The sequence below is a fragment of the Paracoccus alcaliphilus genome, assembly GCF_028553725.1.
Taxonomy (GTDB): Bacteria; Pseudomonadota; Alphaproteobacteria; order Rhodobacterales; family Rhodobacteraceae; genus Paracoccus; species Paracoccus alcaliphilus.
The window spans coordinates 40,209-62,535 of record NZ_CP067124.1; the positions used below are offsets into that span (position 1 = coordinate 40,209).

At 65.3% G+C, this 22,327-nt stretch carries 24 protein-coding genes; 10 read left to right on the forward strand and 14 right to left on the reverse strand.

Features of this window, described 5'->3' with window-relative positions; translation table 11 throughout:
- The first annotated feature begins 122 nt into the window (after positions 1-122).
- Positions 123-1,081, forward strand: a protein-coding gene (locus JHW40_RS00175) for an IS630 family transposase (protein ID WP_272849013.1) whose coding sequence is annotated in 2 segments (ribosomal slippage) — positions 123-464 and positions 467-1,081 — 957 coding nt in all. Because the reading frame shifts where the segments join, the coding sequence is not laid out codon by codon here.
- A gap of 179 nt (positions 1,082-1,260) precedes the next feature.
- On the opposite strand, the gene JHW40_RS00180 is transcribed toward JHW40_RS00175, so the two are convergent.
- Both JHW40_RS00180 and JHW40_RS00185 read right to left on the reverse strand, forming a co-directional pair.
- Positions 1,261-2,250 carry an NAD(P)H-quinone oxidoreductase gene (locus tag JHW40_RS00180; protein ID WP_090617142.1) on the reverse strand — a complete coding sequence of 330 codons (990 nt, stop codon included), beginning with the start codon at positions 2,248-2,250 and terminating at the stop codon, positions 1,261-1,263.
- Between the two features lie 17 nt (positions 2,251-2,267).
- On the reverse strand, positions 2,268-2,912 hold the full coding sequence (locus JHW40_RS00185) for a COQ9 family protein (RefSeq protein ID WP_244519364.1): 645 nt from the start codon (positions 2,910-2,912) through the stop codon (positions 2,268-2,270).
- A gap of 111 nt (positions 2,913-3,023) precedes the next feature.
- Here JHW40_RS00185 and rpsU point away from each other — a divergent pair, with 111 nt between their 5' ends.
- The gene (rpsU, locus tag JHW40_RS00190) at positions 3,024-3,230 is read left to right on the forward strand and encodes a 30S ribosomal protein S21 (protein WP_022705914.1); all 207 of its coding nucleotides are present in this window, start codon (positions 3,024-3,026) and stop codon (positions 3,228-3,230) included.
- A gap of 70 nt (positions 3,231-3,300) precedes the next feature.
- On the opposite strand, the gene copD is transcribed toward rpsU, so the two are convergent.
- Genes copD through JHW40_RS00205 form a run of 3 tightly spaced genes read right to left on the reverse strand, consistent with a single transcriptional unit; the run spans position 3,301 to position 5,025 of the window.
- Positions 3,301-4,143, reverse strand: coding sequence for a copper homeostasis membrane protein CopD (gene copD / locus JHW40_RS00195; RefSeq protein ID WP_090617146.1), 843 nt, complete (start codon positions 4,141-4,143; stop codon positions 3,301-3,303).
- Between the two features lie 9 nt (positions 4,144-4,152).
- Positions 4,153-4,515, reverse strand: coding sequence for a copper homeostasis periplasmic binding protein CopC (copC, locus tag JHW40_RS00200; RefSeq protein ID WP_170851955.1), 363 nt, complete (start codon positions 4,513-4,515; stop codon positions 4,153-4,155).
- Positions 4,516-4,563: 48 nt separating this feature from the next.
- Positions 4,564-5,025: an Lrp/AsnC family transcriptional regulator gene (locus tag JHW40_RS00205; RefSeq protein WP_090617149.1), complete on the reverse strand. Its 462-nt coding sequence runs from the start codon at positions 5,023-5,025 to the stop codon at positions 4,564-4,566.
- 95 nt (positions 5,026-5,120) lie between these two features.
- Between JHW40_RS00205 and ald the strand changes: the two genes are divergently transcribed.
- Positions 5,121-6,239 carry an alanine dehydrogenase gene (ald, locus tag JHW40_RS00210; protein WP_090617179.1) on the forward strand — a complete coding sequence of 373 codons (1,119 nt, stop codon included), beginning with the start codon at positions 5,121-5,123 and terminating at the stop codon, positions 6,237-6,239.
- Between the two features lie 51 nt (positions 6,240-6,290).
- Here ald and mscL read toward each other — a convergent pair whose 3' ends face one another.
- Positions 6,291-6,731: a large conductance mechanosensitive channel protein MscL gene (gene mscL / locus JHW40_RS00215; protein ID WP_090617151.1), complete on the reverse strand. Its 441-nt coding sequence runs from the start codon at positions 6,729-6,731 to the stop codon at positions 6,291-6,293.
- Positions 6,732-6,819: 88 nt separating this feature from the next.
- Between mscL and JHW40_RS00220 the strand changes: the two genes are divergently transcribed.
- Positions 6,820-7,143 (forward strand): glutathione S-transferase family protein, encoded by a 324-nt coding sequence (locus JHW40_RS00220; protein WP_090617153.1) that lies wholly within the window; start codon positions 6,820-6,822, stop codon positions 7,141-7,143.
- 76 nt (positions 7,144-7,219) lie between these two features.
- On the opposite strand, the gene JHW40_RS00225 is transcribed toward JHW40_RS00220, so the two are convergent.
- Together JHW40_RS00225 and JHW40_RS00230 are read right to left on the reverse strand one after the other, a co-directional pair.
- Entirely contained in the window at positions 7,220-7,864 is a 645-nt protein-coding gene (locus JHW40_RS00225) for a DsbA family protein (protein ID WP_090617155.1), read from the reverse strand.
- A gap of 17 nt (positions 7,865-7,881) precedes the next feature.
- A complete protein-coding gene (locus tag JHW40_RS00230; protein WP_090617181.1) occupies positions 7,882-8,409 on the reverse strand; it encodes a DUF721 domain-containing protein in 528 nt (175 codons plus the stop codon).
- Positions 8,410-8,494: 85 nt separating this feature from the next.
- Here JHW40_RS00230 and JHW40_RS00235 point away from each other — a divergent pair, with 85 nt between their 5' ends.
- Positions 8,495-9,535, forward strand: coding sequence for an A/G-specific adenine glycosylase (locus JHW40_RS00235; RefSeq protein ID WP_090617158.1), 1,041 nt, complete (start codon positions 8,495-8,497; stop codon positions 9,533-9,535).
- Positions 9,536-9,544: 9 nt separating this feature from the next.
- Positions 9,545-10,684 (forward strand): alkane 1-monooxygenase, encoded by a 1,140-nt coding sequence (locus JHW40_RS00240; protein WP_090617160.1) that lies wholly within the window; start codon positions 9,545-9,547, stop codon positions 10,682-10,684.
- Positions 10,685-11,056: 372 nt separating this feature from the next.
- Here JHW40_RS00240 and JHW40_RS00245 read toward each other — a convergent pair whose 3' ends face one another.
- The 5 genes from JHW40_RS00245 to JHW40_RS00265 all read right to left on the reverse strand — a co-directional run bounded on the left by JHW40_RS00245 (position 11,057) and on the right by JHW40_RS00265 (position 16,342).
- Positions 11,057-12,181: a site-specific DNA-methyltransferase gene (locus JHW40_RS00245; RefSeq protein WP_090617162.1), complete on the reverse strand. Its 1,125-nt coding sequence runs from the start codon at positions 12,179-12,181 to the stop codon at positions 11,057-11,059.
- A gap of 106 nt (positions 12,182-12,287) precedes the next feature.
- On the reverse strand, positions 12,288-12,905 hold the full coding sequence (locus JHW40_RS00250) for a ribonuclease HII (RefSeq protein WP_090617164.1): 618 nt from the start codon (positions 12,903-12,905) through the stop codon (positions 12,288-12,290).
- Positions 12,902-13,381 carry an ureidoglycolate lyase gene (locus JHW40_RS00255; RefSeq protein WP_090617166.1) on the reverse strand — a complete coding sequence of 160 codons (480 nt, stop codon included), beginning with the start codon at positions 13,379-13,381 and terminating at the stop codon, positions 12,902-12,904. The genes JHW40_RS00250 and JHW40_RS00255 overlap by 4 nt, the downstream gene beginning before the upstream one ends.
- A 22-nt stretch (positions 13,382-13,403) precedes the next feature.
- A complete protein-coding gene (locus JHW40_RS00260) occupies positions 13,404-15,131 on the reverse strand; it encodes a glycosyl transferase family 90 (protein WP_090617168.1) in 1,728 nt (575 codons plus the stop codon).
- Positions 15,131-16,342, reverse strand: a complete 1,212-nt coding sequence (locus tag JHW40_RS00265; RefSeq protein ID WP_090617170.1) for an MFS transporter — start codon at positions 16,340-16,342, stop codon at positions 15,131-15,133. The genes JHW40_RS00260 and JHW40_RS00265 overlap by 1 nt, the downstream gene beginning before the upstream one ends.
- A gap of 256 nt (positions 16,343-16,598) precedes the next feature.
- On the opposite strand from JHW40_RS00265, the gene JHW40_RS00270 reads away from it, so the two are divergent.
- The gene (locus JHW40_RS00270) at positions 16,599-17,285 is read left to right on the forward strand and encodes a GntR family transcriptional regulator (RefSeq protein WP_170851956.1); all 687 of its coding nucleotides are present in this window, start codon (positions 16,599-16,601) and stop codon (positions 17,283-17,285) included.
- Between the two features lie 268 nt (positions 17,286-17,553).
- On the opposite strand, the gene JHW40_RS00275 is transcribed toward JHW40_RS00270, so the two are convergent.
- Complete coding sequence (locus tag JHW40_RS00275) at positions 17,554-18,882, reverse strand: TRAP transporter large permease subunit (protein WP_090617174.1); 1,329 nt, start codon at positions 18,880-18,882, stop codon at positions 17,554-17,556.
- A 223-nt stretch (positions 18,883-19,105) separates the two neighbouring features.
- On the opposite strand from JHW40_RS00275, the gene JHW40_RS00280 reads away from it, so the two are divergent.
- The 3 genes from JHW40_RS00280 (at position 19,106) to JHW40_RS00290 (ending at position 22,310) form a co-directional block, all read left to right on the forward strand.
- Positions 19,106-20,443, forward strand: coding sequence for a L,D-transpeptidase family protein (locus tag JHW40_RS00280; RefSeq protein WP_090617176.1), 1,338 nt, complete (start codon positions 19,106-19,108; stop codon positions 20,441-20,443).
- Positions 20,440-21,270: an extensin-like domain-containing protein gene (locus JHW40_RS00285; protein ID WP_244519366.1), complete on the forward strand. Its 831-nt coding sequence runs from the start codon at positions 20,440-20,442 to the stop codon at positions 21,268-21,270. Before JHW40_RS00280 ends, JHW40_RS00285 begins: the two co-directional genes overlap by 4 nt.
- 81 nt (positions 21,271-21,351) lie before the next feature.
- Positions 21,352-22,310, forward strand: a protein-coding gene (locus tag JHW40_RS00290; protein WP_272849013.1) for an IS630 family transposase whose coding sequence is annotated in 2 segments (ribosomal slippage) — positions 21,352-21,693 and positions 21,696-22,310 — 957 coding nt in all. Because the reading frame shifts where the segments join, the coding sequence is not laid out codon by codon here.
- Positions 22,311-22,327: the final 17 nt, after the last annotated feature.

Consider the following 22,327-nt stretch of genomic DNA (forward strand, 5'->3'; position numbering starts at 1 on the left):
GGATATTTACACACCAAAGATGCCAGTTGAGGCTTTCTTAAAGCATTTCTACTGAACCCTGAATCGTTTGGGGTTCCGTCGCAGCGCGGATCGTGATTCCCTTCTGTCTGGGAGGATAGATCATGTCAGCACCATTGCCGTCGGCGCTCCGGACGCGGTTTCAGCGATATATCGAGGAGGGTTTAAGCGGTCGGGCGGCGGCGCTGCGGCTGAAACTCTCGCCGGCGACCGGAGCACGTTGGGGCCGGGCGATCAGGACCAGGGGGCATGCCGAACCATTGCCCCAGGGACGTCCCAAAGGGCATGGAAAGCTTGCCCCGCACCGGGCCTTTTTCGAGGAACTGCTCGCACAGGATCCCGACATCACGCTGTTCGAACTCAGGGACGCGCTGGTCGCAGCGGAAGGCGTTCGTGTCCATCACTCGTCCATTGCCAGTCTGCTGTCGCGGCTTGGGTTCACCTATAAAAAAAGTCGCTGGTGGCCGCCGAACGCCGCGGTGCCAGGGTAAGACAGCGGCGAACCGACTGGTTCGAGCATCGCTTGCCAGCCATCGCGGATCGGCCGGAACGCGTGGTTTTCATAGACGAGACCTCGGTGAAGACCAATCTCACCCGTCTGCGGGGTCGTGCCCTGCGCGGCACACGCCTGACCATGGATGCGCCCTTCGGCAGCTGGGGAACACAGACCCTGATCGCCGGGCTCACACCGGATGCCCTGATTGCGCCCTGGTGCATCCGGGGCGCAATGGACGGCCCCGCCTTCGCAGCCTGGGTTCGCGAGGTCCTGATCCCGGAGATCGAGCCGGGAACCGTGGTGATCCTCGACAACCTTGCCACCCACCACAACAAGCAGGCTGCTGAGGCTCTGCGTGCCCATCGCTGCTGGTTTCTCTATCTGCCGCCATATTCGCCGGACCTGAACCCCATCGAAATGGCATTCGCAAAACTCAAGGCGCACCTGCGCAGGATCGGGGCAAGAACATTTACCGACGTCTTCAAGGCCATCGGCGAAGTCTGTGATCTCTTCGATCCCGGCGAATGTTGGAACTACTTCAAGGCCGCAGGATATGTCGCAGGTTAAAACAGAAATGCTTTAATCTTTTGATGCGAGAAATATCGGGCGGTACAGGCGGGGACGCCGATGACCGCCACCAGAGATGCCACACCCCTTCCGGACGGGCGCCGGAACGGGGTGTGTGCCTCGGCCTTATCACTGGTGGTCAAATATCCCCGCCGGAGGCTTCTACGCGCGCAGCAGGCTCAGCCGCCTGCAACTTTCAGCACGATCTTGCCGATATGACCGCTGCTTTCCATGCGCCGATGCGCCTCGGCTGCATCGGACAGATCGAATTCGCTGTCGATCATCACTCGCACGACACCGCCTTCGATCATCGGCCACAGCATGTCGCGCAAATCCTGGGCGATGTCAGCCTTGGCGGCGTCCGATTGCGGGCGCAGGGTCGAGCCGGTCACGCTCAGTCGGCGCATCATGATCTGGGCGAAGTTCAGTTCGGCCTTTGCACCTTCGAGGAAGGCGATCATCACCAGCCGCCCATCCGTGGCCAGCGCCCTGATATTGCGCGGAATATAGCTGCCACCGACCATGTCGAGGATCAGGTCGGCGCCACCCTCATTCGTCAGATGCTTGACGAAATCATCCTCGCGGTAATTGATCGCGGTCGCGCCGAGGGCGGCGATGGCTTCGCATTTTTCCGCGCTGCTGGCGGTGGCGAAGACCCGGGCGCCGAGAGCGCGGGCGGTCTGGATCGCCATCATGCCGATGCCCGATGTGCCACCATGGACCAGAAACCGCTCTCCCGCGCGCAGATGGCCGCGACGGACCACGTTCGACCAGACGGTGAAGGCGGTTTCGGGCAGGCAGGCGGCTTCGCGCAGGTCAAGCCCCTCGGGGATGGCCAGCGCATGATCGGCGTGGCAGACAACGTATTCGGCATAGCCTCCGCCGGGCAGCAGCGCCGTCACCCGGTCACCCTTTTTCCAGCGGCTGACACCGGATCCGACACCGACCACTTCGCCCGCAGCCTCGAGCCCCGGCAGATCCGAGGCACCGGGCGGCGGCGCATATGATCCGGCGCGTTGCAGCACATCGGGGCGGTTGATCCCCGCCCAGCCCACCCGGATCAGGATCTGGTCATGGCTGGGAACCGGCACCGGGCGGCGGGTCATCTGCAGCTTGTCAGCGTCACCGGGGGCGGTGATCTCGATGGCGTTCATCGCGTCGGGGAACATCCTGTCTCCTTCATGTCTCAGCGGCTTCGGGTGCAGCCCGGCAGATTGCGGTTTCGTGGCGCGCGGATCCAGCCGAAAGCCATATCGCCCAGCCTTGTCGCGCCGGGCAGGCGGCGCAACCTTGCCTTGACGCTCTCGAATCGCATCACGCCCTCGATCCGGCGGTCGAGGAAGGCACGGGTCTCGGCGCGCATGGCTGATTCGTCGCCCAGCCAGAACAGCACCGTCGCACTGATCACGGCCGAGAGGGTGGCGCGCTTGGTGTACCAGTTGGCATCCTCGGCATGATCGCCCAGCCCGTTCCAGATGATATCCGCGCTTTCCCAGATCAGCCGCGCGCCAAGGGCGGCGTTCTGCGGCAGGGCCAGCGTGGCGGCCCCCGCGCGAACCAGATCGGGATCGACCAGCGTCAGGCGGTGCCAGATGGCCTGGGTCATGCGGTCGCGCAACCGGCCATCGGGCGGCGTTGCGGCCAGCCAATCCCGCAACTGCGCATCGGCGCGGCGGTGATAGGCCGCCGCCAGCGCCGCGCCGCCTTGCGGGAAATGCACCGCCACCATCGCGGGCGCCATCCCGATATCGGCGGCGCCGGCGCGCAGCGCCGCCTCGTTCATGCCCTCGAACGGGACATGCGTCAGGGCGGCGTCAAGCAGGGCTTCCATATCTGTCTGCATCGAATCGGCCTTTCTTGTGGACAGAAGCGCGCGCCGCTGTTATGGGGACGCCTCCTGCAATTATCTGCAACTCTAACCTAGGAAGGTGGTGACAACCACATGCAGGTCAACGTTCGCGACAACAACGTCGAACAGGCGCTTCGTGCCCTGAAGAAAAAGCTTCAGCGCGAAGGTGTTTTCCGTGAAATGAAGCTGCGGCAGCATTTCGAGAAACCGTCGGTCAAGAAAGCCCGTGAAAAAGCCGAGGCCGTTCGCCGTGCCCGCAAGCTGGCCCGTAAAAAGGCACAGCGCGAAGGCGCTCTGTAAGACGACGCGATCAGCGTAATCAGCGACCCCCGCGGCTCCCGGCCTGCGGGGGTTTGCTTTTGCGCCGCTGCTAATGCGGGTCCAGCGTAGCCAGCCATGCGACCAGCGCCGCCGCAATCAGGCCCAGAGCGATCTCGGACCGCGTGGCGCGGGCGATGGCTGCCAGCCCGTCGGGGCGCTCTCGCAGGCGCGGCACGATCACATAGCGGTTGCGAAGCGCCAGCCCGACCATCGCCGCGACCACCGCGATCTTCGCCGACAGCAGCGCCTGATAAGGCGCGACCCAGTCCAGCGGCAGCCCGCCGACCGTCCACAGCATCGCCGCCAGCCCAGTCAGCAGGACGAGCGCCACCCAGAAATGCCCCTCGCCGGAATAGCGCATCAGCACGGCCGATGCCGCCGCGTCCGGCATCCGGCGCAGCAGGCACAGCACATACGGCAAGGCCCCGATCCATGCCCCCGCCGCCGCCAGATGCAGGACATGATTGACCTGCCGCAGCAGTCCCGCCATCCCGCCCGAGGCCGCCGCATGACCAGTCATCGAAAGCCCCGCCATCAGCAGCAGCCCGCCCAAAAGCTGTCCGCGCAGGGATTGCCGCTGCCGGGCGATTATCAGCGCGATCGCGGCCAGCGCCTGCACCAGCCATGCCTGTCCCGGAGAGGTCAGCCCGATCACGCTCAGCACCATCCCCGGATCGGCGGCGGCAGACCAGTCACCGGCGATGCGGGCGACCTCGACCGGCAGCTGCGCGGCAAGGGCGGCCAGCAACGCCACCGGCAGAACCCGCTCCGGCGGCACGGGGGCCGCGTCGGGGGTCAGTCGCCAGCGGAACAGGGCCGCGCCCCAGATCATCAGCGCCGCCCCGAAAACCACCATGCGGCACAGGATCAGAAGGGTGCCGGGATCGGCCACGACCGGCCCCTATTCGACGGTAAAACCGTATTCGCCATCCACCTTGTGGCCGTCCTGCGACAGCACGCCCCAGCGGACCTGATAATCCCCTGCCGTCAGCGGCTGCGACAAGGGCAGGATCAGCGAGTGACCGTCATCGGACAGCTCTGGCCCGTCGGTTTCGATTTCGGCCCCGTCCGGGTCGGTCAGGCTCAGCGTGCTGAAACGCAGGCCGATGGTTTCCGAGAATGTCAGCTCCAGCCGTTCGGGCGCGGGGACGGTGGCATCGGCGGCGGGGTCAGAGCGCTCCAGCACCGAATGGGCCAGTGCCGGACTGGCCGAGATGGCCGCGGTCATGGCAGCGGCGGCGATCATCTGAAAGGCTCGGGTCATGTCATCCTCCGGTAACGCCTGGCGGCACATCGCCGCTGCATCAGGCGATCATACAGGAATCGCGGTACTGCGGAACACGGTTCGCAACGCGAATGACGAATGCATCTGCCGCACCCCCGGCAGGCGCGACAGGTGCTGGCGATGGATGCGGGCGAAATCGTCGGTATCCTCGACCACGATCTTCAGCAGGTAATCCGCCGTCCCGGCCATCAGGTGACATTCCAGCACATCGGGAATCGCCCTGACCGCGCGCTCGAACGCATCCAGCAGATCGTCGGCCTGCCCGGTCAGCGTGATTTCGACAAAGACGGTGGTCGGGCGGCTGACCTTGCGCTGATCCAGCAGGGCGACATATCCGGTGATAACGCCCGCCTCTTCCAGCCGCTGCACCCGCCGGTGACATGCGCTGGCCGACAGATTGATCCGGCTGGCCAGTTCGGCATTCGTCATCCGCCCATCCTTCTGTAAAAGGGCCAGAATGCGGCGGTCTGTTGCGTCGGTCTCGGTCATGGCGTTGAATTCACGGGCAGGGTGGCCGGATCATAGCGATGTCGCGCGTGAAGACCAGCCGAAGCGCCCATCGGGCCCATGACAAGGAGAACAGGATGAAGATCGGATGCCCCACGGAAATCAAGCCTCAGGAATTCCGCGTCGGCCTGACCCCCGAGGCCAGCGCCGAGCTGACCGCCCAGGGCCATGACGTGCTGATCCAGAGCGGCGCGGGCGAAGGCTCGGGCTTTGCGGATGAGGATTATCTGGCCGCCGGTGCCCGGATCGCGGATGACGCGGCGGCAATCTATGCCGCGTCCGAGATGATCGTGAAGGTCAAGGAGCCGCAACCGGGCGAACGTGCATTGCTGCGGCGGGGACAGATCCTGTTCGCCTATCTGCACCTGGCGCCGGATCCCGACCAGACGCGCGATCTGCTGCAATCGGGGGTGACGGCGCTGGCCTATGAAACCGTCACCGACGCGCATGGCGGCCTGCCCCTGCTGGCACCGATGTCCGAGGTCGCAGGCAGGCTGGCGCCGCAAGTCGGCGCATGGGCGCTGCAAAGGGCCAATGGCGGACGCGGCATCCTGCTGGGCGGCGTGCCCGGCGTGCGCCCGGCCAATGTCCTGATCATCGGCGGCGGGGTTGTCGGCGCGGCGGCGGCGCGGGTGGCGGTCGGCATGGGGGCGAATGTGACGGTGCTGGACCGCTCGGTCCCGCGTCTGTCCTGGCTGGACGACGCCTTCATGGGCAGGCTGACGACCCAATTTGCCAGCGGACCGGCGGTGGCGGATCTGCTGCCGCTGGCCGATCTGGTGATCGGTGCGGTTCTGGTGCCCGGCGCCGCCGCGCCCAAGCTGGTGCGGCGCGATCAACTGGCACTGATGCAGCCCGGCTCGGTTCTGGTGGATGTGGCGATAGATCAGGGCGGTTGTTTCGAGACCTCGCGGCCGACCACCCATCACGACCCGATCTATGAGGTCGAGGGGATCGTGCATTACTGCGTCGCCAATATGCCCGGCGCGGTGGCGCGGACCTCGACCAAGGCGCTGGGGAACGCGACCCTGCCCTTCGTCACCGCACTGGCGGGCAAGGGCTGGCAGCGGGCCGTCAGCGACGATCCGCATCTGCGCGCCGGTCTGGCCACGCATGACGGACGGCTGACATCGCCGCCCGTGGGTCAGGCGCTGGGGCTGGACGCGGTCACGCCCGAGACGCTTCTGGCGTCGTAACCCCCGTCAGGGTCATGGCCGGTAATCAGCCGGCCATGACCGAAAGCGCCTTCAGACGCCCGGGCGCGTGGCCAGCAGATCACGGATCTGGGCCAGCAGTTCCTCTTGCGTCGGGCCTGCCGGTTCCTCTTCCTTGGCTTCTTCCTTCCTGAACGCCGCCGATTGCACCCGGTTGACCGCCTTGACCAGCAGGAACACCGCCCAGGCGACGATGAGGAAGTTCAGCACCGCCATCAGAAACGAGCCATAGGCAAAAACCGCCGCGCCGGAATTGCGCGCGGCCTCCAGGCTGGCACCATCGGCCACCGTGCCGGACAGGACGAAATACTTGTTGGTAAAGTCGATGCCGCCGGTCAGCAGACCAAGGATCGGGTTGATCATATCCTCGACCAGAGAGCTGACGATGGCGGTGAAGGCCGCACCAATAATGATGCCGACGGCCAGATCGATCACATTGCCACGGGCAATGAACTGCTTGAATTCCTGTATCATGAGCTTAGCTGTCCCTGTTACGCGCGATATCAGATCGCCAGATTATCCCAAAATCCACGCCGCCCCCAGCCGGAAGGGAAGATCCCTCATGGCCCTGAACAGCGATGACTTTCCCATCACGAAACGCCGGCCACCCAAGCGGGCTGACGTGATACAGCTTTATTCGCTGGCAACGCCCAACGGCGTCAAGACCTCTGTCACGCTGGAAGAACTGGGCGCGCCCTATGATAACCGCATCAGCATCCCGGATTCCGAAGACCGGACGACGCCGGAATTGCTGATATTCCAGATGGGCAGCGTCGGCCCGGCGCTCGGTCAGAGGGGGGTTTTCCACCGCTACAAGGGCGCAGAAATCGAAGAGGCCCGCCCCGCCGTCGCCCGCTGCCTGTACATCCCGCAGCAACCGGACTGACCGAAACCGGCTCTGAACCGGCCCGGGCCGGTCAGAGCCAGAATGGCGTGCGGCCCGTCAGGGCCGCTCCGCAAGATTACTCGGCAGCGGCGGGCTCGACCTCGGCCAGCTTGGTGTCGATCACGCCTTTCAGCTCTTCCCAGGGCGCGTTCATCACCTTTTCACCGCCGATCATGAAGGTCGGCGTCGCCTCGATCTGGTCGGTGGTCGCGTTCTGCTGGAAATTGGCGATCAGCTGTTCGGCGGTGGCGGTATCTTCCCAGCAGGCGGTCATCTGATCTTCTGTCATGCCCGCTTTCAGCCCGATCCGGCGCAGGTTCGACGCGATCTCGTCGCCCGAGCCGCCGCCCAGCCATTTCTGCTGCTCGTCGAACAGCATGTCCGAAACGGCGTAATATTTGTCATCGCCACCGCAGCGCGCCAGAATCCCCGCCCAGAGGCCGACCTGATCGAAATAGACATCGCGCTGGATGAAGCGGACCTTGCCGGTGTCGATATATTCCGATTTCAGGTCGGGAAAGACATTGGCATGAAAATTCGCGCAATGCCCGCAGGTAAAGCTGGCATATTCCACGATGGTCAGCGGCGCATCCTCGACCCCCAGCACGACATCGTCAACCGACACCGCAGTGGTTTCTTCGGTGGCGGCCTCCTGAGCCATGGCGGCGGGAACGGCCACAAGGGCCAGCGCCAGCGCAGTGGCGGCAGAGCGGATCAGCATATCGAGTCCTTTCGGTTTCATGAGGATTTTCGCGTCGCGACATTCATCGCCAGCCGGGACATGGCATCGGCCAATGCCGGATCGTCGAACTGGGTGCCGACCTTTTGCGCTGCGGCCTGAGCCTGCGGATCGGGTGCGGCTTCGCGCCGGGGCGCATGGGCGAACTGGGCCTGCGCTTCGGCAAAACCCGACGCGGCGGTCTGGGTCAGCACGATCTTCTGGATCGCGTTATAACCGTAACAGGCGTTCACCCGTTCGCGCAGTTGCGGCAGCTGCATCTCGACCATCGGCGCGGCAGGCCCCGAGGTCAGCAGCGTCAGCGTCGCGCCAAAGCCGCCGCGCGTATGGCTAATGCGCACCGGACGGGTGATGGCGGCCAGTTGCGCGCCGGCGATCTCGGACCAGTGGGTCAGCAGGCGGCTGACGGCAAAGCCGCGCCCCTCGGCGGCCTTCTGCACCCGCTGCGACAAAAGCGAGGCCGCCGCCTCGAAGCCCCGCCTGCGCCGGAAGCCCTGCCTGTCCGCTGATTTCTTCACCTGTGCCATCTGCGCCTGATCGGTTATGACCTGCCTAGCATTAAACAGCATGGGCCGGGGATGAAAGCGCGTGCGGGCGGCAAAGGGCTGAAAATTGCGTGACGACAAGGTGATCGGCAAAACGATCTCGGCGCCATTGCTGGCATGGTATGACCGCCATGCCCGCGATCTGCCGTGGCGGGTACCCCCCGGCCGGGGCCGCGCCGATCCCTATCGGGTCTGGCTGTCCGAGGTGATGCTGCAACAGACCACGGTGGCGGCGGTGAAAAACTATTTCATCCGCTTCACCTCGCTGTGGCCGCGCATCGAGGATCTGGCCGCCGCCGATGACGCGCAGGTGATGGCGGAATGGGCGGGGCTTGGCTATTACGCCCGCGCCCGCAATCTGCTGGCCTGCGCCCGCACCGTCGCCGCCAATGGCGGGCAGTTTCCCGACACGCGCGCGGGGCTGCTGGCCCTGCCCGGCATCGGCCCCTATACCGCCGCCGCGATCTCGGCCATCGCCCATGATGCGCCCGAAACCGTGGTCGATGGTAATGTCGAGCGGGTCGTGGCCCGGCTGTTCGCCGTCCAGACCCCGCTGCCCGCCGCCAAGCCGGAACTGGTCGCGCTGGCCGATACGCTGACGCCGCCCGCACGGCCCGGAGATTATGCGCAGGCGATGATGGATCTGGGCGCGACGATCTGCACGCCCCGCAAACCGGTCTGCGCGCTGTGCCCGATCAGCAAATGCTGCGATGCCTTCCACCAGGGCATCGCCGCCGACCTGCCGCGCCGCGCCCCGAAACCCGCCAAGCCCGAACGCAGCGGCATCGCATGGCTGGGCCGCTCGGGCGACGCGGTGCTGCTGGAACAGCGCCCGGCCAAGGGCCTGCTGGGCGGCACGCTGGCCTTCCCCTCGACCGGCTGGGACGGGCAAGACCTGCCCGCCCCCGGCCCCGCCGACTGGCATCGGGTGGGCGAGGTGCGCCATGTCTTCACCCATTTCAGCCTGACCCTGACCGTGTTGACCGGCGAACTGACCGGCCCGCCGCTGCGCGGCCGCCTTGTGCCGCTGCGTCAGTTCGACCGCAGCGCCCTGCCCGGCCTGATGCGCAAGGTCTGGGATCTGGCCATTGACCCAGCAAAACCGTAAGGCTTGCGCATGAGCACGACTCGCCCGTCAAACCTGCCGGCCGCAGCGCCGTTCTGGATGTCCGTCGTCATGCTGCCTCTGGTCGCGCTGGCGGCCATGCGCGGCGGCTGGTGGTGGACCCTGCTGCCGGTCTATGCGTGGTATCTGACGACCGCGATGGATGGCGTTCTGGGCCTGAACGAGGACAACCCCGATCCTGAGATCGCAACCGAGCAACTGTTCTGGCACCGCGCCGTCACCATCGTCTGGTTCCCGCTGCAATTCGCGGCGATCTTCGGCTCGATCTGGTATGTCCAGCATCTGGGCCATCTGTCGGGGTGGGAGAAGATCGGCCTGTTCTTCGGCATCGGCGTGCTGTCGGGCACCATCGGCATGGTCTATGCCCATGAATTGCTGCACCAGAAAACCGCGCTGGAACGCTGGATGGGCGATCTGCTGCTGGCCTCGGTCCTCTATTCCCATTTCCGCACCGAACATCTTCTGGTCCATCATTCATGGGTCGCCACCCCGCGCGACGCGGTCTCGGCGCGCTATAACGAGGGGTTCTACCGCTTCTTCTGGCGCGTCCTGCGCGACAGCCCGGCCAGCGCATGGCGGGCCGAGACGCGAATGCTGGCCCGCGCCAGGCGCAAGCCGTGGGACCGGCGCAACCCGTTCTGGCGATACGGCGCGCTGCAACTGGCGATGCTGGCCCTGGCATTGGCTCTGGGTGGCTGGCCGGGCTTGCTGCTGTTCCTCTGGCAGGCCTTCATCGCCATCTGGCAGCTGGAGCTGACCAATTACGTCGAACACTACGGCCTGTCGCGCAAGCATCTGGGCGAGGGTCGCTATGAACATATCATGCCGCGCCACAGCTGGAACGCCAGCCACACGGTGTCCAACTGGCTGCTGATCAACCTTCAGCGCCATTCGGATCACCATTACAAGCCCGACCGCCGCTTTCCCCTGTTGCAGACCTATGGCACGGACGAGGCCCCGCAACTGCCCTATGGCTATCCGGCGATGACCTTCGTGGCGATGGTCCCTCCCTGGTGGCGCCGCCGCATGAACCCGCGCGTCCGGGCGTGGCGGCGGCAGTTCTATCCCGAGGTCGAGGATTGGAAGCCCTATAACCGCGGCGAATTGCCGATGCCGCGAAACGCGGTTTAGCCGACATTTTATCCGTTATGCGGACAAAGCGGTCGGTCAGACAGCGATCAAATAGGCCATCAGTAGAAACACGGCCGCGACAAGAATACTTCGGAGGTGGGTTTTGGAGTCGCCAGCGTTTCCGAAGGAATCCCAATGGTATCTGACTGCGTTCTTGCACACCCGCATAATACGCAGCGTGACTGCGCGCACTACATTACCGCTTTCTTCAGGCTCCGACATATCCGGGCGATAGCAAGGCTATAACCGTCCGACTCGGCACAAACCAACACAACCCCGTATTCCCCGAAAAAGCCCCGCCATCATGTGACGGCGGGGCAAGGTGGTCCCTCCCGCGCAAGGCGGGGGAACGTGGCGAACTGTGAAAACGGATCAGTTGGGGCGTGGGTCTTCCATCTCGGCGCGGATCTGCTGGCGCAGAGCGTCGATGGGCATGGTCTTGCCCTCGCGCCGGAAGTGCCAATAGGTCCAGCCGTTGCAGGACGGTGCGCCTTCCAGCGCCGCGCCGACCTGATGGATCGAGCCCTTCACGTCATTGCCGACAAGACTGCCATCGGCGCGGACCTTGGCGGTAAAGCGGTTGCCGATGGAATAGAGTTCCTCTCCCGGGCGCAGCATGCCGCGTTCGACCACCTGACCGAAGGGCACGCGCGGTTCGGCGCGTTTGGCGCGGGTGGTGGCGATGGCCTCGGCATCAAAGCGGCGCACGCGCGACAGGCGGCGGGCGGCGACCTCGCGATAGGCCGCCTCGCGCTCGATGCCGATGAAGTCGCGGCCCAGCATCTTGGCGACCGCGCCGGTGGTACCGGTGCCGAAGAACGGGTCCAGCACCACATCGCCGGGATTGGTCGTGCCGATCAGCACCCGGTGCAGCAGTGATTCAGGTTTTTGCGTCGGATGGGCCTTGTCGCCCTGCGCGTCCTTCAGCCGTTCACCGCCATTGCAGATCGGCAACACCCAGTCGCTGCGCATCTGCACGCCCTCATTCAGCGATTTCAGCGCCTCATAGTTGAAGGTGTATTTGGACGCCTCGGACTTGCTGGCCCAGATCAGCGTCTCATGCGCGTTGGTCAGCCGCTTGCCGCGGAAATTCGGCATCGGATTGGCCTTGCGCCAGATCACGTCGTTCATGATCCAGTAACCCTGATTCTGAAGCTCAGCCCCGACGCGGAAGATGTTGTGATAGCTGCCGATGACCCAGATCGCACCATTCGGTTTCAGCACGCGGCGCGCCGCCGCCAGCCAGTCGCGGGTGAAGCTGTCATAGGCGGCAAAGCCCGAGAACTGGTCCCATTCGTCATCGACCGCATCGACCTTGGAATTGTCGGGGCGGTGCAGATCGCCTTTCAATTGTAGGTTGTATGGTGGATCGGCAAAGATCAGGTCGACGCTGGCTTCGGGCAGGGCGTTCATCACCTCTATGCAATCGCCGGCCAGAATCTGGTTAAGCGGAAGTGTTCGCGCCCAAGCGGCGCGCTCGTCTTGGATCTTGGTCATCTGTTACTGCCTCACGTGTGTCGGCTTTGGCCGATCTGGTATGGGACAGATGATGAGTCAGACCTGATTCGAGGTCAATTTCTTTATTGAATCAACAGGTTACGAATTAACCTTTACACAAGATATTGTGGACGGGCTTGAAGGAACGCCTATGATGTGGGGTAATCCCGATATCTAGCAGCGCCCGTTTATGGGCTGGCGTCGGATAGCCCGCGTTAACCTCCCAGCCATAGCCGGGGTGCTGTTGCGCCAAATCCACCATGATGCGATCGCGCAACACCTTGGCCAGAACCGAGGCCGCCGCGATGGTCAGGCAACGCGCGTCGCCCTTGACCACTGCCTGCGCCGGAAGGGTCAGTTCGCGCGGAACGCGATTGCCATCGACCAGCACATGACAGGGCGCGGTTTTCAGCCCGGCCACGGCGCGGCACATGGCCAGATGCGATGCGTGATAGATGTTCAGCCGGTCGATTTCCTCGACCGACACATGGGCCACCGACCAGTCGCAATGCGCCATCACCCAGTCGGTCAGCGATTCGCGCCGCGCCCGGGACAGCTTTTTCGAATCGTTCAGCCCCTCGGGGATATTCGCCGGATCCAGAACCACCGCGGCCGCCGTCACCGGCCCGGCCAGAGGGCCCCGGCCGACCTCGTCCACGCCGGCGATCCGCCGCGCCCCCTGCGCCATCGCCGCCGATTCGAAGCTGTAATCCGGCAGGTTCATGCGGTGATGGTGAAGGGCGGCAGGCGGACCTCTTCAAGGTTCACGCCATCGCCCTCGCGGTCCACGACCAGAAAATCGGCGGCGCGGTCCAGCGGCGTCAGCACGCCATGCCAGACGCCCGCGCGCAGATTGATGCCCATCCCGGCGGGCACCAGAAAGGCCAGCGGCGCGCCGGGGCGCCCATCCTCGTCGGGCGCGACAACCGACAACCACGGATCCGGCCCCAGCGGCATGAAGGCCTGCGACCCCAGCGGGTGCCGCTCCAGCAGGACACATTCATGGGGCAGGCTGACCGGCTGCGACCGGAAGATCGAAATGATCGCCTCTCCGCCGCCGCGTTGAACGGTGGCCAGCGCGTGATGGCGTTCGCAGCGGCCTTCGTTGATCAGCCGGTCGGGGCCGGGCTTCGGGGTCAGCAATTCGCCAAAGGGGGCAAAGGCCCCGGCGGTGATGGGCGTGGCTTTGATCGTGGTCATCGTGTCCTCCTGCGCCCCGGTTCTAGCGCGGCGGGGCAAGCGCGTCGAGAATGCGCGCCTTCACCTGCCGCCGCAGATCCGGATCAGCGAATCGGGCGGCCTCGGCGCGACCGGCCTGCGACATGGCCTTGCATTCCTTGGGGTTCCGGCGTGCCCATGCAAGTTTCTCGGCGATATCCGCGCCATATCGCGCCACCGGGATAAAGTGTTTCCATGGTTTGAAGCGACCGGAATAGAACACCTCCCAGCCGTCATCCTCGGCCAGCAGGACCGAGCGGCTGTTGATCGCCGTCATGAAATTCGAGCCGTGGTCATAGCCGCCAAGACACAGCTGATAGCGGAACCGACGAAAGAAAGTCGTGCCCCGGCGCGGCTTGCAATAGGGGGCCAGCAGCGGATCGCGGGCGAATTCGCGAAAGCCCCATGCCATCACCACGCCCAGATCGAAATCGGGGTGATCGATCCAGCGCCGCACGAATGCCAGACGCGAGGTCTGCGACAGCTCGGCCCAGATCGCCTGCCGCGCCGCCTCGTCCGGGGCGGCGGCCAGCTGCGTCAGATAGATATGCGAGGCCGGGCCGGGCTTGACGCCGTCACGCATCCGGCTGCCCGAGATCATGCCGCGCCAGACCAGCCGGTCCTCTTTATCCTCGAAGGCGATCCGGTCAGGGGGCGCATGCGGATCAAAGCCCGGCATGCCGATATCGTGCTGGCCCGGCAGCGGCCACAGCACCACATTGCGCGAATCGTGACGACGGTTGTGGCACAAAACCGGCGCACCCAGAGGCTGCCCTTGCGGCGAACCCATCCAGCGCGAATCCTCCATGTCGATACGCAGGGGCTGGCGGCGGCCCAACCTCAGCGCGTCGTTGATCACGCCCTCGGCCCGTTCCAACTTGTGATGCACGCCTGCGCGTGCAACAGCCACCGCGCCCCCCGCGGCCAGCGGCGCAACGGCAATCGGCTGGCCCTGCCCCCCGGCGCCCAGCACCCGCTCGGCCCCGTCCCATTCGCAATAAAACCGCGACACGCCTGCCCTGCCCGCCTGATCCGGGTGCAAGCCGCGCAAGCAGAAATCCGCGACATCCGCCACCCATTCCCCGGCATCATCGGGGGGCTTCGGCAGCTTCTGCTCCAGCAGATCCTGCAACAGCAGCACCTGTCCGGCATCGGCTGGCGGCATCCAGTGGCGACGCGCCGGATGGTTCGGCAGGGGCAGCCAATCCGACAGCCGCTGGCACAGCTGTTGCGGGGTCTCGCGTTCCAGATCGACGCGGATCAGGCGGGGATCATCGCCGAAATAAGCCTGAACCGCTTGCAGATGCGCCTGCCATTCCGCCAGCCAAAGATCGGGCAGCGCCGAGGCCGCAACGCCACGATGGCAGGCATGGGCGCGAGCGATGGCGCCCTTGTCGCGGGTCAGCCGGTCGAACAGCCATGAGTCGGGGTCGCGCGTGGTCAGGATGAACCGCGCCTGCGGGAAATGCTGGTCCAGAAAGGCGAATTCGCGCCATGCCTCCAGCGGCGGCCGCCAGAAGGGTTGGCTGCGATAGAGCCCCGTCACCAGCCACGCATCATCGTGTGACTGCAAAGGCGGCTGGCGGCGGGCCTTGGCGAAAACGATATCCTCGGCCAGCCTGCCATCCTCGTGACACAACGAGGGGAAACCGTTCATCCGGAACAGCTGAACCAGCCTTTCCTGCCCGCACCATTCCGGGCTGATGTGAAAGACGCGGATCCGTTCCTGCATCAGCCGTGCAGCCGCTCTTGCCGTGGCAGCAGGATGGTCAGCACCCCGAGCATCGGCAGGAACGAGCAATAGACGAACACGGCCTGGATCCCGACATGGTCGGCCATCACCCCCAGCGCCGCCGCCGAGATGCCGCCCATGCCGAAGGCAAAGCCAAAGAACAGCCCGGCAATCATGCCGGTGCGCCCGGGCACCAGTTCCTGCGCATAGACCACGATGGCCGGAAAGGCCGAGGCCATGATCAGCCCGACCACCACCGCCAGCACCCCGGTCGCAACCAGCCCGACATGCGGCAGCAACAGCGTGAAGGGCAGCACCCCCAGAATCGAGACCCAGATCACCGTCAACGGCCCGATCCGGTCGCCCAGCACGCCGCCCAGGATCACCCCGGCGGCCATGCCCGCAAGGAACAGGAACAGCATCACCTGCGCGCCCTGCGGACCAAGGCCGAATTTCTCGATCGTGAAGAAGGTGAAATAACTGCTCATGGCCGCGCCATAGATGTTCTTGGTGAAGGTCAGGATCGCCAGCACGATGATCGAGCGGACCACCAGATCACGCGGCAGGCGCAGCGCGGTGTCGGGCGCGGATGTGGCGGCGCGGCGACGTCCCTCGGCCCAGCTTCCGACCTGCCACAGCATCGCCGCCCCCAGTGCGGCGGCGACGGCGAACCATGCGACGGCGGGCCGACCCAGCGGCACCACGATGAAGGCGGCCAGCAGCGGCCCCAGCGCCTGACCGAAGTTCCCGCCCAGCTGGAACAGCGATTGCGCCGTCCCGAACCGCCCGCCCGAAGCCAGACGCGCCACACGAGAGCTTTCGGGATGGAACACGGACGAGCCGATCCCCACCAGCATCGCCCCCGCCAGCAGCATCGAATAGCTGCCCGCATAGGCCAGCAGCAGCACCCCGCAGAAGGTCGAGATCATCCCCACAGGCAGCGAACGCGGCTGCGGATGGCGGTCCGTCACCAGGCCCACGACCGGCTGCAACAGCGAGGCCGTCACCTGAAAGGCAAAGGTCATCACCCCGATCTGCGCATAGCTGAGCGAGAACTCCTCGCGCAGCAGCGGATAGATCGCCGACAGCATCGACTGCATCACGTCATTGACCATATGGCAGGCGCTGATCGCGCACAAAACCAGCCACGCGGTGCCGCCATGCCCTATAACCGGTCTGCTGATGCCTGAGTCCGTCTCTGTGGCACGCATGACGCCTCCGATTCCTGTCTGCGCCCGATCTATCAGCCGTCCGCGCGGTTTGGAATTGCCAATCCGGCCCAGCAGAATGCCCCGGCGTAAACCCTGTCAATGGAGGTTTTGTCTATTTCGACAGGTTTTCTTATTTGTACATCAGTTTATTAAGTAGTTTGTATCAAGTTACAGCGTCGTTCACTTCATGACCAAGTTACCGGGTAAATTCACCCGCTCGCTCCGGCCTGTGCCGGGCGAGCGTGTGGGAAAACGCATGAATACGTGGCAATCGGTCCGCGCCGAGGTCCTCGAACGGATTCGCTCACGCGAATGGCCGCCGGGAGAGCTTATCCCGACCGAGCAGGAACTGGCCGTCCAGCTGGGCTGCGCCCGCGCGACCGTGAACCGGGCGCTGCGCGAACTGGCCGACAGCGGCATCATCGAGCGCCGCCGCAAGGTCGGCACCCGCGTCACCAGCACCCAGTCGCGGCGCACGCGGCTGGAAATCCCCGCCATGCGGCAGGAAATCGAGGGGTTGGGCGCCAGCTACAACTATGAACTGACGCATTTCGAAGTTCGCCCGGCCAACGATCAGGCGAAAAAGGCGCTGCAACTGGATCCCGGTCAAAGCCTGACGCTGGTCAAGGGCCAGTATCTGGCCAATGGCGTGCCCCATTGCTGCGAGGTGATCTGGCTGAATCAGGCCGTGCTGCCGCCCTTCCAGCGCGCCGATTTCGAGGAAACGCCGGCGCTTGAATGGCTGGCGCGCAATGTCGCGCTGACGACGGGCCGGTTCTCGATCCTTGCCGAAAGCGCCGTCGGCGATTGCGCCCGGTTCCTGAACATCGCCGACGGCACGCCGGTCCTGACCATCGAACGCGCGAACTGGAGCGACGCGGCCCCGGTCTCTTTCCTGCGTCGCATCCATCCCCCCGAACACCGGCTGATCTCCGAGGATTAAGCCCCGCCAGCGCGGAAAGCCACCGCCGTTCATCAGCGCCCACATCGACAGCCAGCGGCCTTGCCGCAATGCCCTCGCCCACGGTTTGCGCGCCCTCGTTCACCATCGCGCCGGTCGGTCGCACGGGACACCCCACACCCGCAATTCTTGTGCGTAATCCAGCGCGGCCTGTGTCAGATTATCTCTGCCTACCGATTGATCAGGCCGATGGTGCCGTGTCGGCGATAGGGGCCCAGCATGTCGGCACCCCTCGCTTGGTTGGGGCAGCCTAGCGGATCAGGCCCGGCAGAAACAAGACAAGCGCCGGAAACAGGATCAGGATCAGCAGCACCAGCAGATCGGGCAGCAGAAACCGCATCACGCCCGCAAAAACCTGACCCGTCCGCACGGCGGGCACCACATTGCCGATGACAAAGACATTCATCCCGACCGGAGGCGTGATCAGCCCGATCTCCAGCAGCTTGACCAGTATCACCCCGACCCAGATCAGCTCCATCCCCAGCGCACCCGACAGCGGCACCAGCAGCGGCAGGATCAGGGCCAGCAGGCCCACCGGCTCTATGAACATGCCAAGGATCAGGCAGATCACCGCCAGCACCAGCATCGCCATCACCGGCGACAGCCCGGCCAACAAGGCCCAATCCGTCAGCGCCACGCCCAGCCCGCTAAGCGTGACCATCCCGTAAAACAGCGCCGCTGCGACCAGAAAGACCAGCAACCCGGCCAGTTGCAGCGCGCTTTCGCGAAAGGCCAGCCACAGGATCGCGCCGGTCAGCCGGTGCAGGACCAGCCCGATCACCAGCGCCAGCACCGCGCATGACAGTAGCGCCGCGACGATCCCCAGCCCGGCCAGCAGCGCCGCGATCAGCACCGCCAGTAACAGGATCGCGGGCCAGATGGCGCTGAGAGCCTGCCAGCGGCGCGGGTCGTCGCCGCCGGGCAGCGGGGCGACCCCCGGCTCGCTGCGCACCCACAGCAACACCGCCAGCACCGCCGCCACAAGGGTCATCAGCCCGGGCAGCAGTCCGGCAATGAACAGATGCCCGATCGGGGCACCCGACAACAGCCCGAACAGCACGAACAGGATCGAGGGCGGGATCAGCGCGCCAAGCGTGCCCCCCACCGCCACCGATCCCGTCGCCAGACGCGGATCATAGCCGCTGCGCAGCATCTCGGGCACGCAGATACGGCCCATGGTCGAGGCGCAGGATACCGAAGACCCGGTCATCGCCGCGAAACCGCCGCAACCCAGGATCGCGGCCACCGCCAGCCCGCCCGGCACCCGGCGCAGCAGCAGCGCAGCGGCGTCATGGATGCGGGTCGCGATGCCGCCATAGAATGCCAGATTGCCCAGCAGCACCGCCAGCGGCAGCGCCCACAGCTCTGGCTGCGTCAGCATCGCCACACCATCGGCAAACAGGCTGGAAAAGACACCCGCAAGCATCTCGTCGGCCTCGACCGGTACCGGCAGCAACCAGATCAGCAGCGTGGCCACGATGGCAATGCCCGCCAGCACCGCCGTGGCCGGCATCTGCATCGCCAGCAACAGGCCGGCCAATGCCACGGCCAGAAAGCCAATCGAAACCGCTGTCAACATCACCAATCAATCACACGCGGCATGCCTGACAGGCGACATGCACGCATCCCTGTGCCAAGCGGCAATCGCCATTCATGCCTGCCCCCGCTGTTCCACCTCTCTGCATAGTGGTCCGGGTGGCCCATCACAACGTGGAATTGACCGGAACGTGACCCGCGGTCTATCTGGCGCATTCGGGTCACAACATGGATGCTGTGCCCGACCATGACGCCGGAGACCCCAGATGCCCTTTCGTCACCTTACCGTTTCGCTGGCCCTCATGCTGGGGGTTTTCACCGCGCAGGCCGCATCGGCCCAGAACGCGGCACCCTTCACCACCGCCGATATCGAGACCGTCCAGTATGACGGCGGCGACCTGCCTTCGGGGCGGTCGGCGCTGACGGCCAAGGTGCAGATCCTGCTGGATCGTTCGGGTGTGTCTCCGGGCGTCGTCGACGGGTTTCGCGGCGGGATGAGCGAAAGCGCGATCAAGGCCTTCGAGCGTCGCGCCGGGCTGCCGATGGACGGGCGCATGGACCCGCATGTCTGGAACCTGCTGCAAGCCTTTATCGGCGCGCCGCTGACCCAAAGCTATACCATCACCGAGGCCGACGCGCAGGGGCTGGTCGATGCGATCCCCACCGATTACGCCGAAAAGGCGCAGATGACCGCGATGGCCTTTACCAGCGTGGCCGAGCGACTGGCCGAACGGTTCCACATGGACGAGAAATTCATCGCCTTCCTCAATCCCGGCGTCGCGCTGGTGCCGGGGGCGACGATTCAGGTGACGGTGCCCGCCCCGCCCCAGCGCACCAAGGTGACCCGGATCATCGTTGACAAGGCCACCCGGCGCGTCGCGGCCTATGACGCGAAGGGGCGGATGATCGTCGATTACCCCGCGACCGTGGGTTCGGACGCCACGCCCTCGCCCTCGGGCGATCACAAGGTGGTGACGGTGGCACTGAATCCGAACTATACCTATAACCCCGCGCGGAATTTCCAGCAGGGCGACAACGACCGCGCGCTGATCATTCCGCCGGGGCCGAACGGGCCGGTGGGCACGGTCTGGATCGACCTGTCCAAGCCCTCCTATGGCATCCACGGCACGCCGACGCCGTCGCAACTGTTCCAGAACCAGTCCAATGGCTGCGTGCGACTGACCAACTGGGACGCCGAGGAACTGGCGCGTCTGGTCCAGCCCGGCATCACCACGGTCGAGTTTCTGGAGCCCGGCGTCACCATTGCCGACGTGACCGGCGTCACCCCGCCGCCCGCCATCGCTGCGCCCGAGATGACCCTGCCCGATGCCGCCACGACCGACGCCGGCCCCGCGCAGACCGAGGCCCCCGGCACCCTGCCGGTCGAGACCTTGCAGCCCCTGCCCGAAACCGCTCCTGTGCAGGCAACCCCTGAATCGCCGCAATATGAGGACACGACCGAGGAACTGGCCGATCCGCTGGCCCCCGAAGCGGACCCCAACCCCGAGATCGACCGCCTGATGGAAGCCCTCTCGGACGCCCTGCCGGTCGAGGCATTGCCGCCCGCCGACACCCTGCCGCAAACCGCGCCGGTGCAGCCGTGATCCGGGGCGCACTGTCCCTGGCGCTGCTTTGCTGCGCAACCGCCGCGCTGGCACAGGAGGACGCGCCCCGCCCGCCCGAACGCCCGGCCGAGGCCGAGGCGGCCTCTGCCCCCCCGCCAAAGCCGGAGGGCGATACCCCTGCCGAGCAGGAGCCCGAGGCAGCGGACGTCCCCGAAGACGACCTCGACGAAACCGCCACCGACGAGGCCGAATTCTTCGGCCCGCCGATGCCGCCTATGCACGCGCGTCTGCGCGAAACCGATCAGGAGTTCGCCGCCTGTCGGCTGGCCCTGTCGCTGCTTGGGACGGTCTATGAGGATCAGCCGGCAGCGACCGATCCCGAAATCCCCGATTGCGGCATCGCCCGCCCGATCCGGGTCAGCCAGATCATCCCCGGCGTCGAGCTGGAAGGTGGCGCGCTGATGCGCTGCGATACCGCCCGCGCGCTTGGCTTCTGGACCCGCGATTTCCTGCGCCCCGCCGCCGCCACCCTGCCCGGCGCGCCGCAATTGCAGGGGATGCAGCTTGGCACGACCTATGACTGTCGCGGGCGGGTGGGCAGCGAGGACGGCGGCGACAAGCTGTCCGAACATGCCTTCGGCAATGCCATCGACATCATGGGCTTTCACTTCGATCAGGCAGAGCCGCTGCCGGTGCAGCCCCGCGACGAGGACGGCGATGCGTTCGAGGCCTTCCAGAAGGCCGCCCGCGCCAGCGCCTGCCTGTGGTTCACCACCGTTCTGGGCCCCGGCTCGAATGCCGCGCATGAGGACCACCTGCATCTGGACATGGCGCAGCGAAACAGCGGCTGGCGGCTGTGCGCCTAAAGCATTTCTACTGAACCCTGAATCGTTTGGGGTTCCGTCGCAGCGCGGATCGTGATTCCCTTCTGTCTGGGAGGATAGATCATGTCAGCACCATTGCCGTCGGCGCTCCGGACGCGGTTTCAGCGATATATCGAGGAAGGTTTAAGCGGTCGGGCGGCGGCGCTGCGGCTGAAACTCTCGCCGGCGACCGGAGCACGTTGGGGCCGGGCGATCAGGACCAGGGGGCATGCCGAACCATTGCCCCAGGGACGTCCCAAAGGGCATGGAAAGCTTGCCCCGCACCGGGCCTTTTTCGAGGAACTGCTCGCACAGGATCCCGACATCACGCTGTTCGAACTCAGGGACGCGCTGGTCGCAGCGGAAGGCGTTCGTGTCCATCACTCGTCCATTGCCAGTCTGCTGTCGCGGCTTGGGTTCACCTATAAAAAAAGTCGCTGGTGGCCGCCGAACGCCGTGGTGCCAGGGTAAGACAGCGGCGAACCGACTGGTTCGAGCATCGCTTGCCAGCCATCGCGGATCGGCCGGAACGCGTGGTTTTCATAGACGAGACCTCGGTGAAGACCAATCTCACCCGTCTGCGGGGTCGTGCCCTGCGCGGCACACGCCTGACCATGGATGCGCCCTTCGGCAGCTGGGGAACACAGACCCTGATCGCCGGGCTCACACCGGATGCCCTGATTGCGCCCTGGTGCATCCGGGGCGCAATGGACGGCCCCGCCTTCGCAGCCTGGGTTCGCGAGGTCCTGATCCCGGAGATCGAGCCGGGAACCGTGGTGATCCTCGACAACCTTGCCACCCACCACAACAAGCAGGCTGCTGAGGCTCTGCGTGCCCATCGCTGCTGGTTTCTCTATCTGCCGCCATATTCGCCGGACCTGAACCCCATCGAAATGGCATTCGCAAAACTCAAGGCGCACCTGCGCAGGATCGGGGCAAGAACATTTACCGACGTCTTCAAGGCCATCGGCGAAGTCTGTGATCTCTTCGATCCCGGCGAATGTTGGAACTACTTCAAGGCCGCAGGATATGTCGCAGGTTAAAACAGAAATGCTTTAGT

Coding starts and splice junctions, on each gene's coding strand:
- JHW40_RS00260 (WP_090617168.1), bottom strand. CDS start 15,131: ATGCAGGAACGGATCCGCGTCTTTCACATCAGCCCGGAATGGTGCGGG.
- ald (WP_090617179.1), top strand. CDS start 5,121: ATGAAGATCGGATGCCCCACGGAAATCAAGCCTCAGGAATTCCGCGTC.
- JHW40_RS00280 (WP_090617176.1), top strand. CDS start 19,106: ATGCCCTTTCGTCACCTTACCGTTTCGCTGGCCCTCATGCTGGGGGTT.
- JHW40_RS00275 (WP_090617174.1), bottom strand. CDS start 18,882: ATGTTGACAGCGGTTTCGATTGGCTTTCTGGCCGTGGCATTGGCCGGC.
- JHW40_RS00270 (WP_170851956.1), top strand. CDS start 16,599: ATGAATACGTGGCAATCGGTCCGCGCCGAGGTCCTCGAACGGATTCGC.
- mscL (WP_090617151.1), bottom strand. CDS start 6,731: ATGATACAGGAATTCAAGCAGTTCATTGCCCGTGGCAATGTGATCGAT.
- JHW40_RS00245 (WP_090617162.1), bottom strand. CDS start 12,181: ATGACCAAGATCCAAGACGAGCGCGCCGCTTGGGCGCGAACACTTCCG.
- JHW40_RS00185 (WP_244519364.1), bottom strand. CDS start 2,912: ATGGAAGCCCTGCTTGACGCCGCCCTGACGCATGTCCCGTTCGAGGGC.
- JHW40_RS00220 (WP_090617153.1), top strand. CDS start 6,820: ATGGCCCTGAACAGCGATGACTTTCCCATCACGAAACGCCGGCCACCC.
- JHW40_RS00230 (WP_090617181.1), bottom strand. CDS start 8,409: ATGGCACAGGTGAAGAAATCAGCGGACAGGCAGGGCTTCCGGCGCAGG.
- rpsU (WP_022705914.1), top strand. CDS start 3,024: ATGCAGGTCAACGTTCGCGACAACAACGTCGAACAGGCGCTTCGTGCC.
- JHW40_RS00180 (WP_090617142.1), bottom strand. CDS start 2,250: ATGTTCCCCGACGCGATGAACGCCATCGAGATCACCGCCCCCGGTGAC.
- JHW40_RS00250 (WP_090617164.1), bottom strand. CDS start 12,905: ATGAACCTGCCGGATTACAGCTTCGAATCGGCGGCGATGGCGCAGGGG.
- JHW40_RS00225 (WP_090617155.1), bottom strand. CDS start 7,864: ATGCTGATCCGCTCTGCCGCCACTGCGCTGGCGCTGGCCCTTGTGGCC.
- JHW40_RS00240 (WP_090617160.1), top strand. CDS start 9,545: ATGAGCACGACTCGCCCGTCAAACCTGCCGGCCGCAGCGCCGTTCTGG.
- JHW40_RS00205 (WP_090617149.1), bottom strand. CDS start 5,025: ATGACCGAGACCGACGCAACAGACCGCCGCATTCTGGCCCTTTTACAG.
- copC (WP_170851955.1), bottom strand. CDS start 4,515: ATGACCCGAGCCTTTCAGATGATCGCCGCCGCTGCCATGACCGCGGCC.
- JHW40_RS00265 (WP_090617170.1), bottom strand. CDS start 16,342: ATGCGTGCCACAGAGACGGACTCAGGCATCAGCAGACCGGTTATAGGG.
- JHW40_RS00255 (WP_090617166.1), bottom strand. CDS start 13,381: ATGACCACGATCAAAGCCACGCCCATCACCGCCGGGGCCTTTGCCCCC.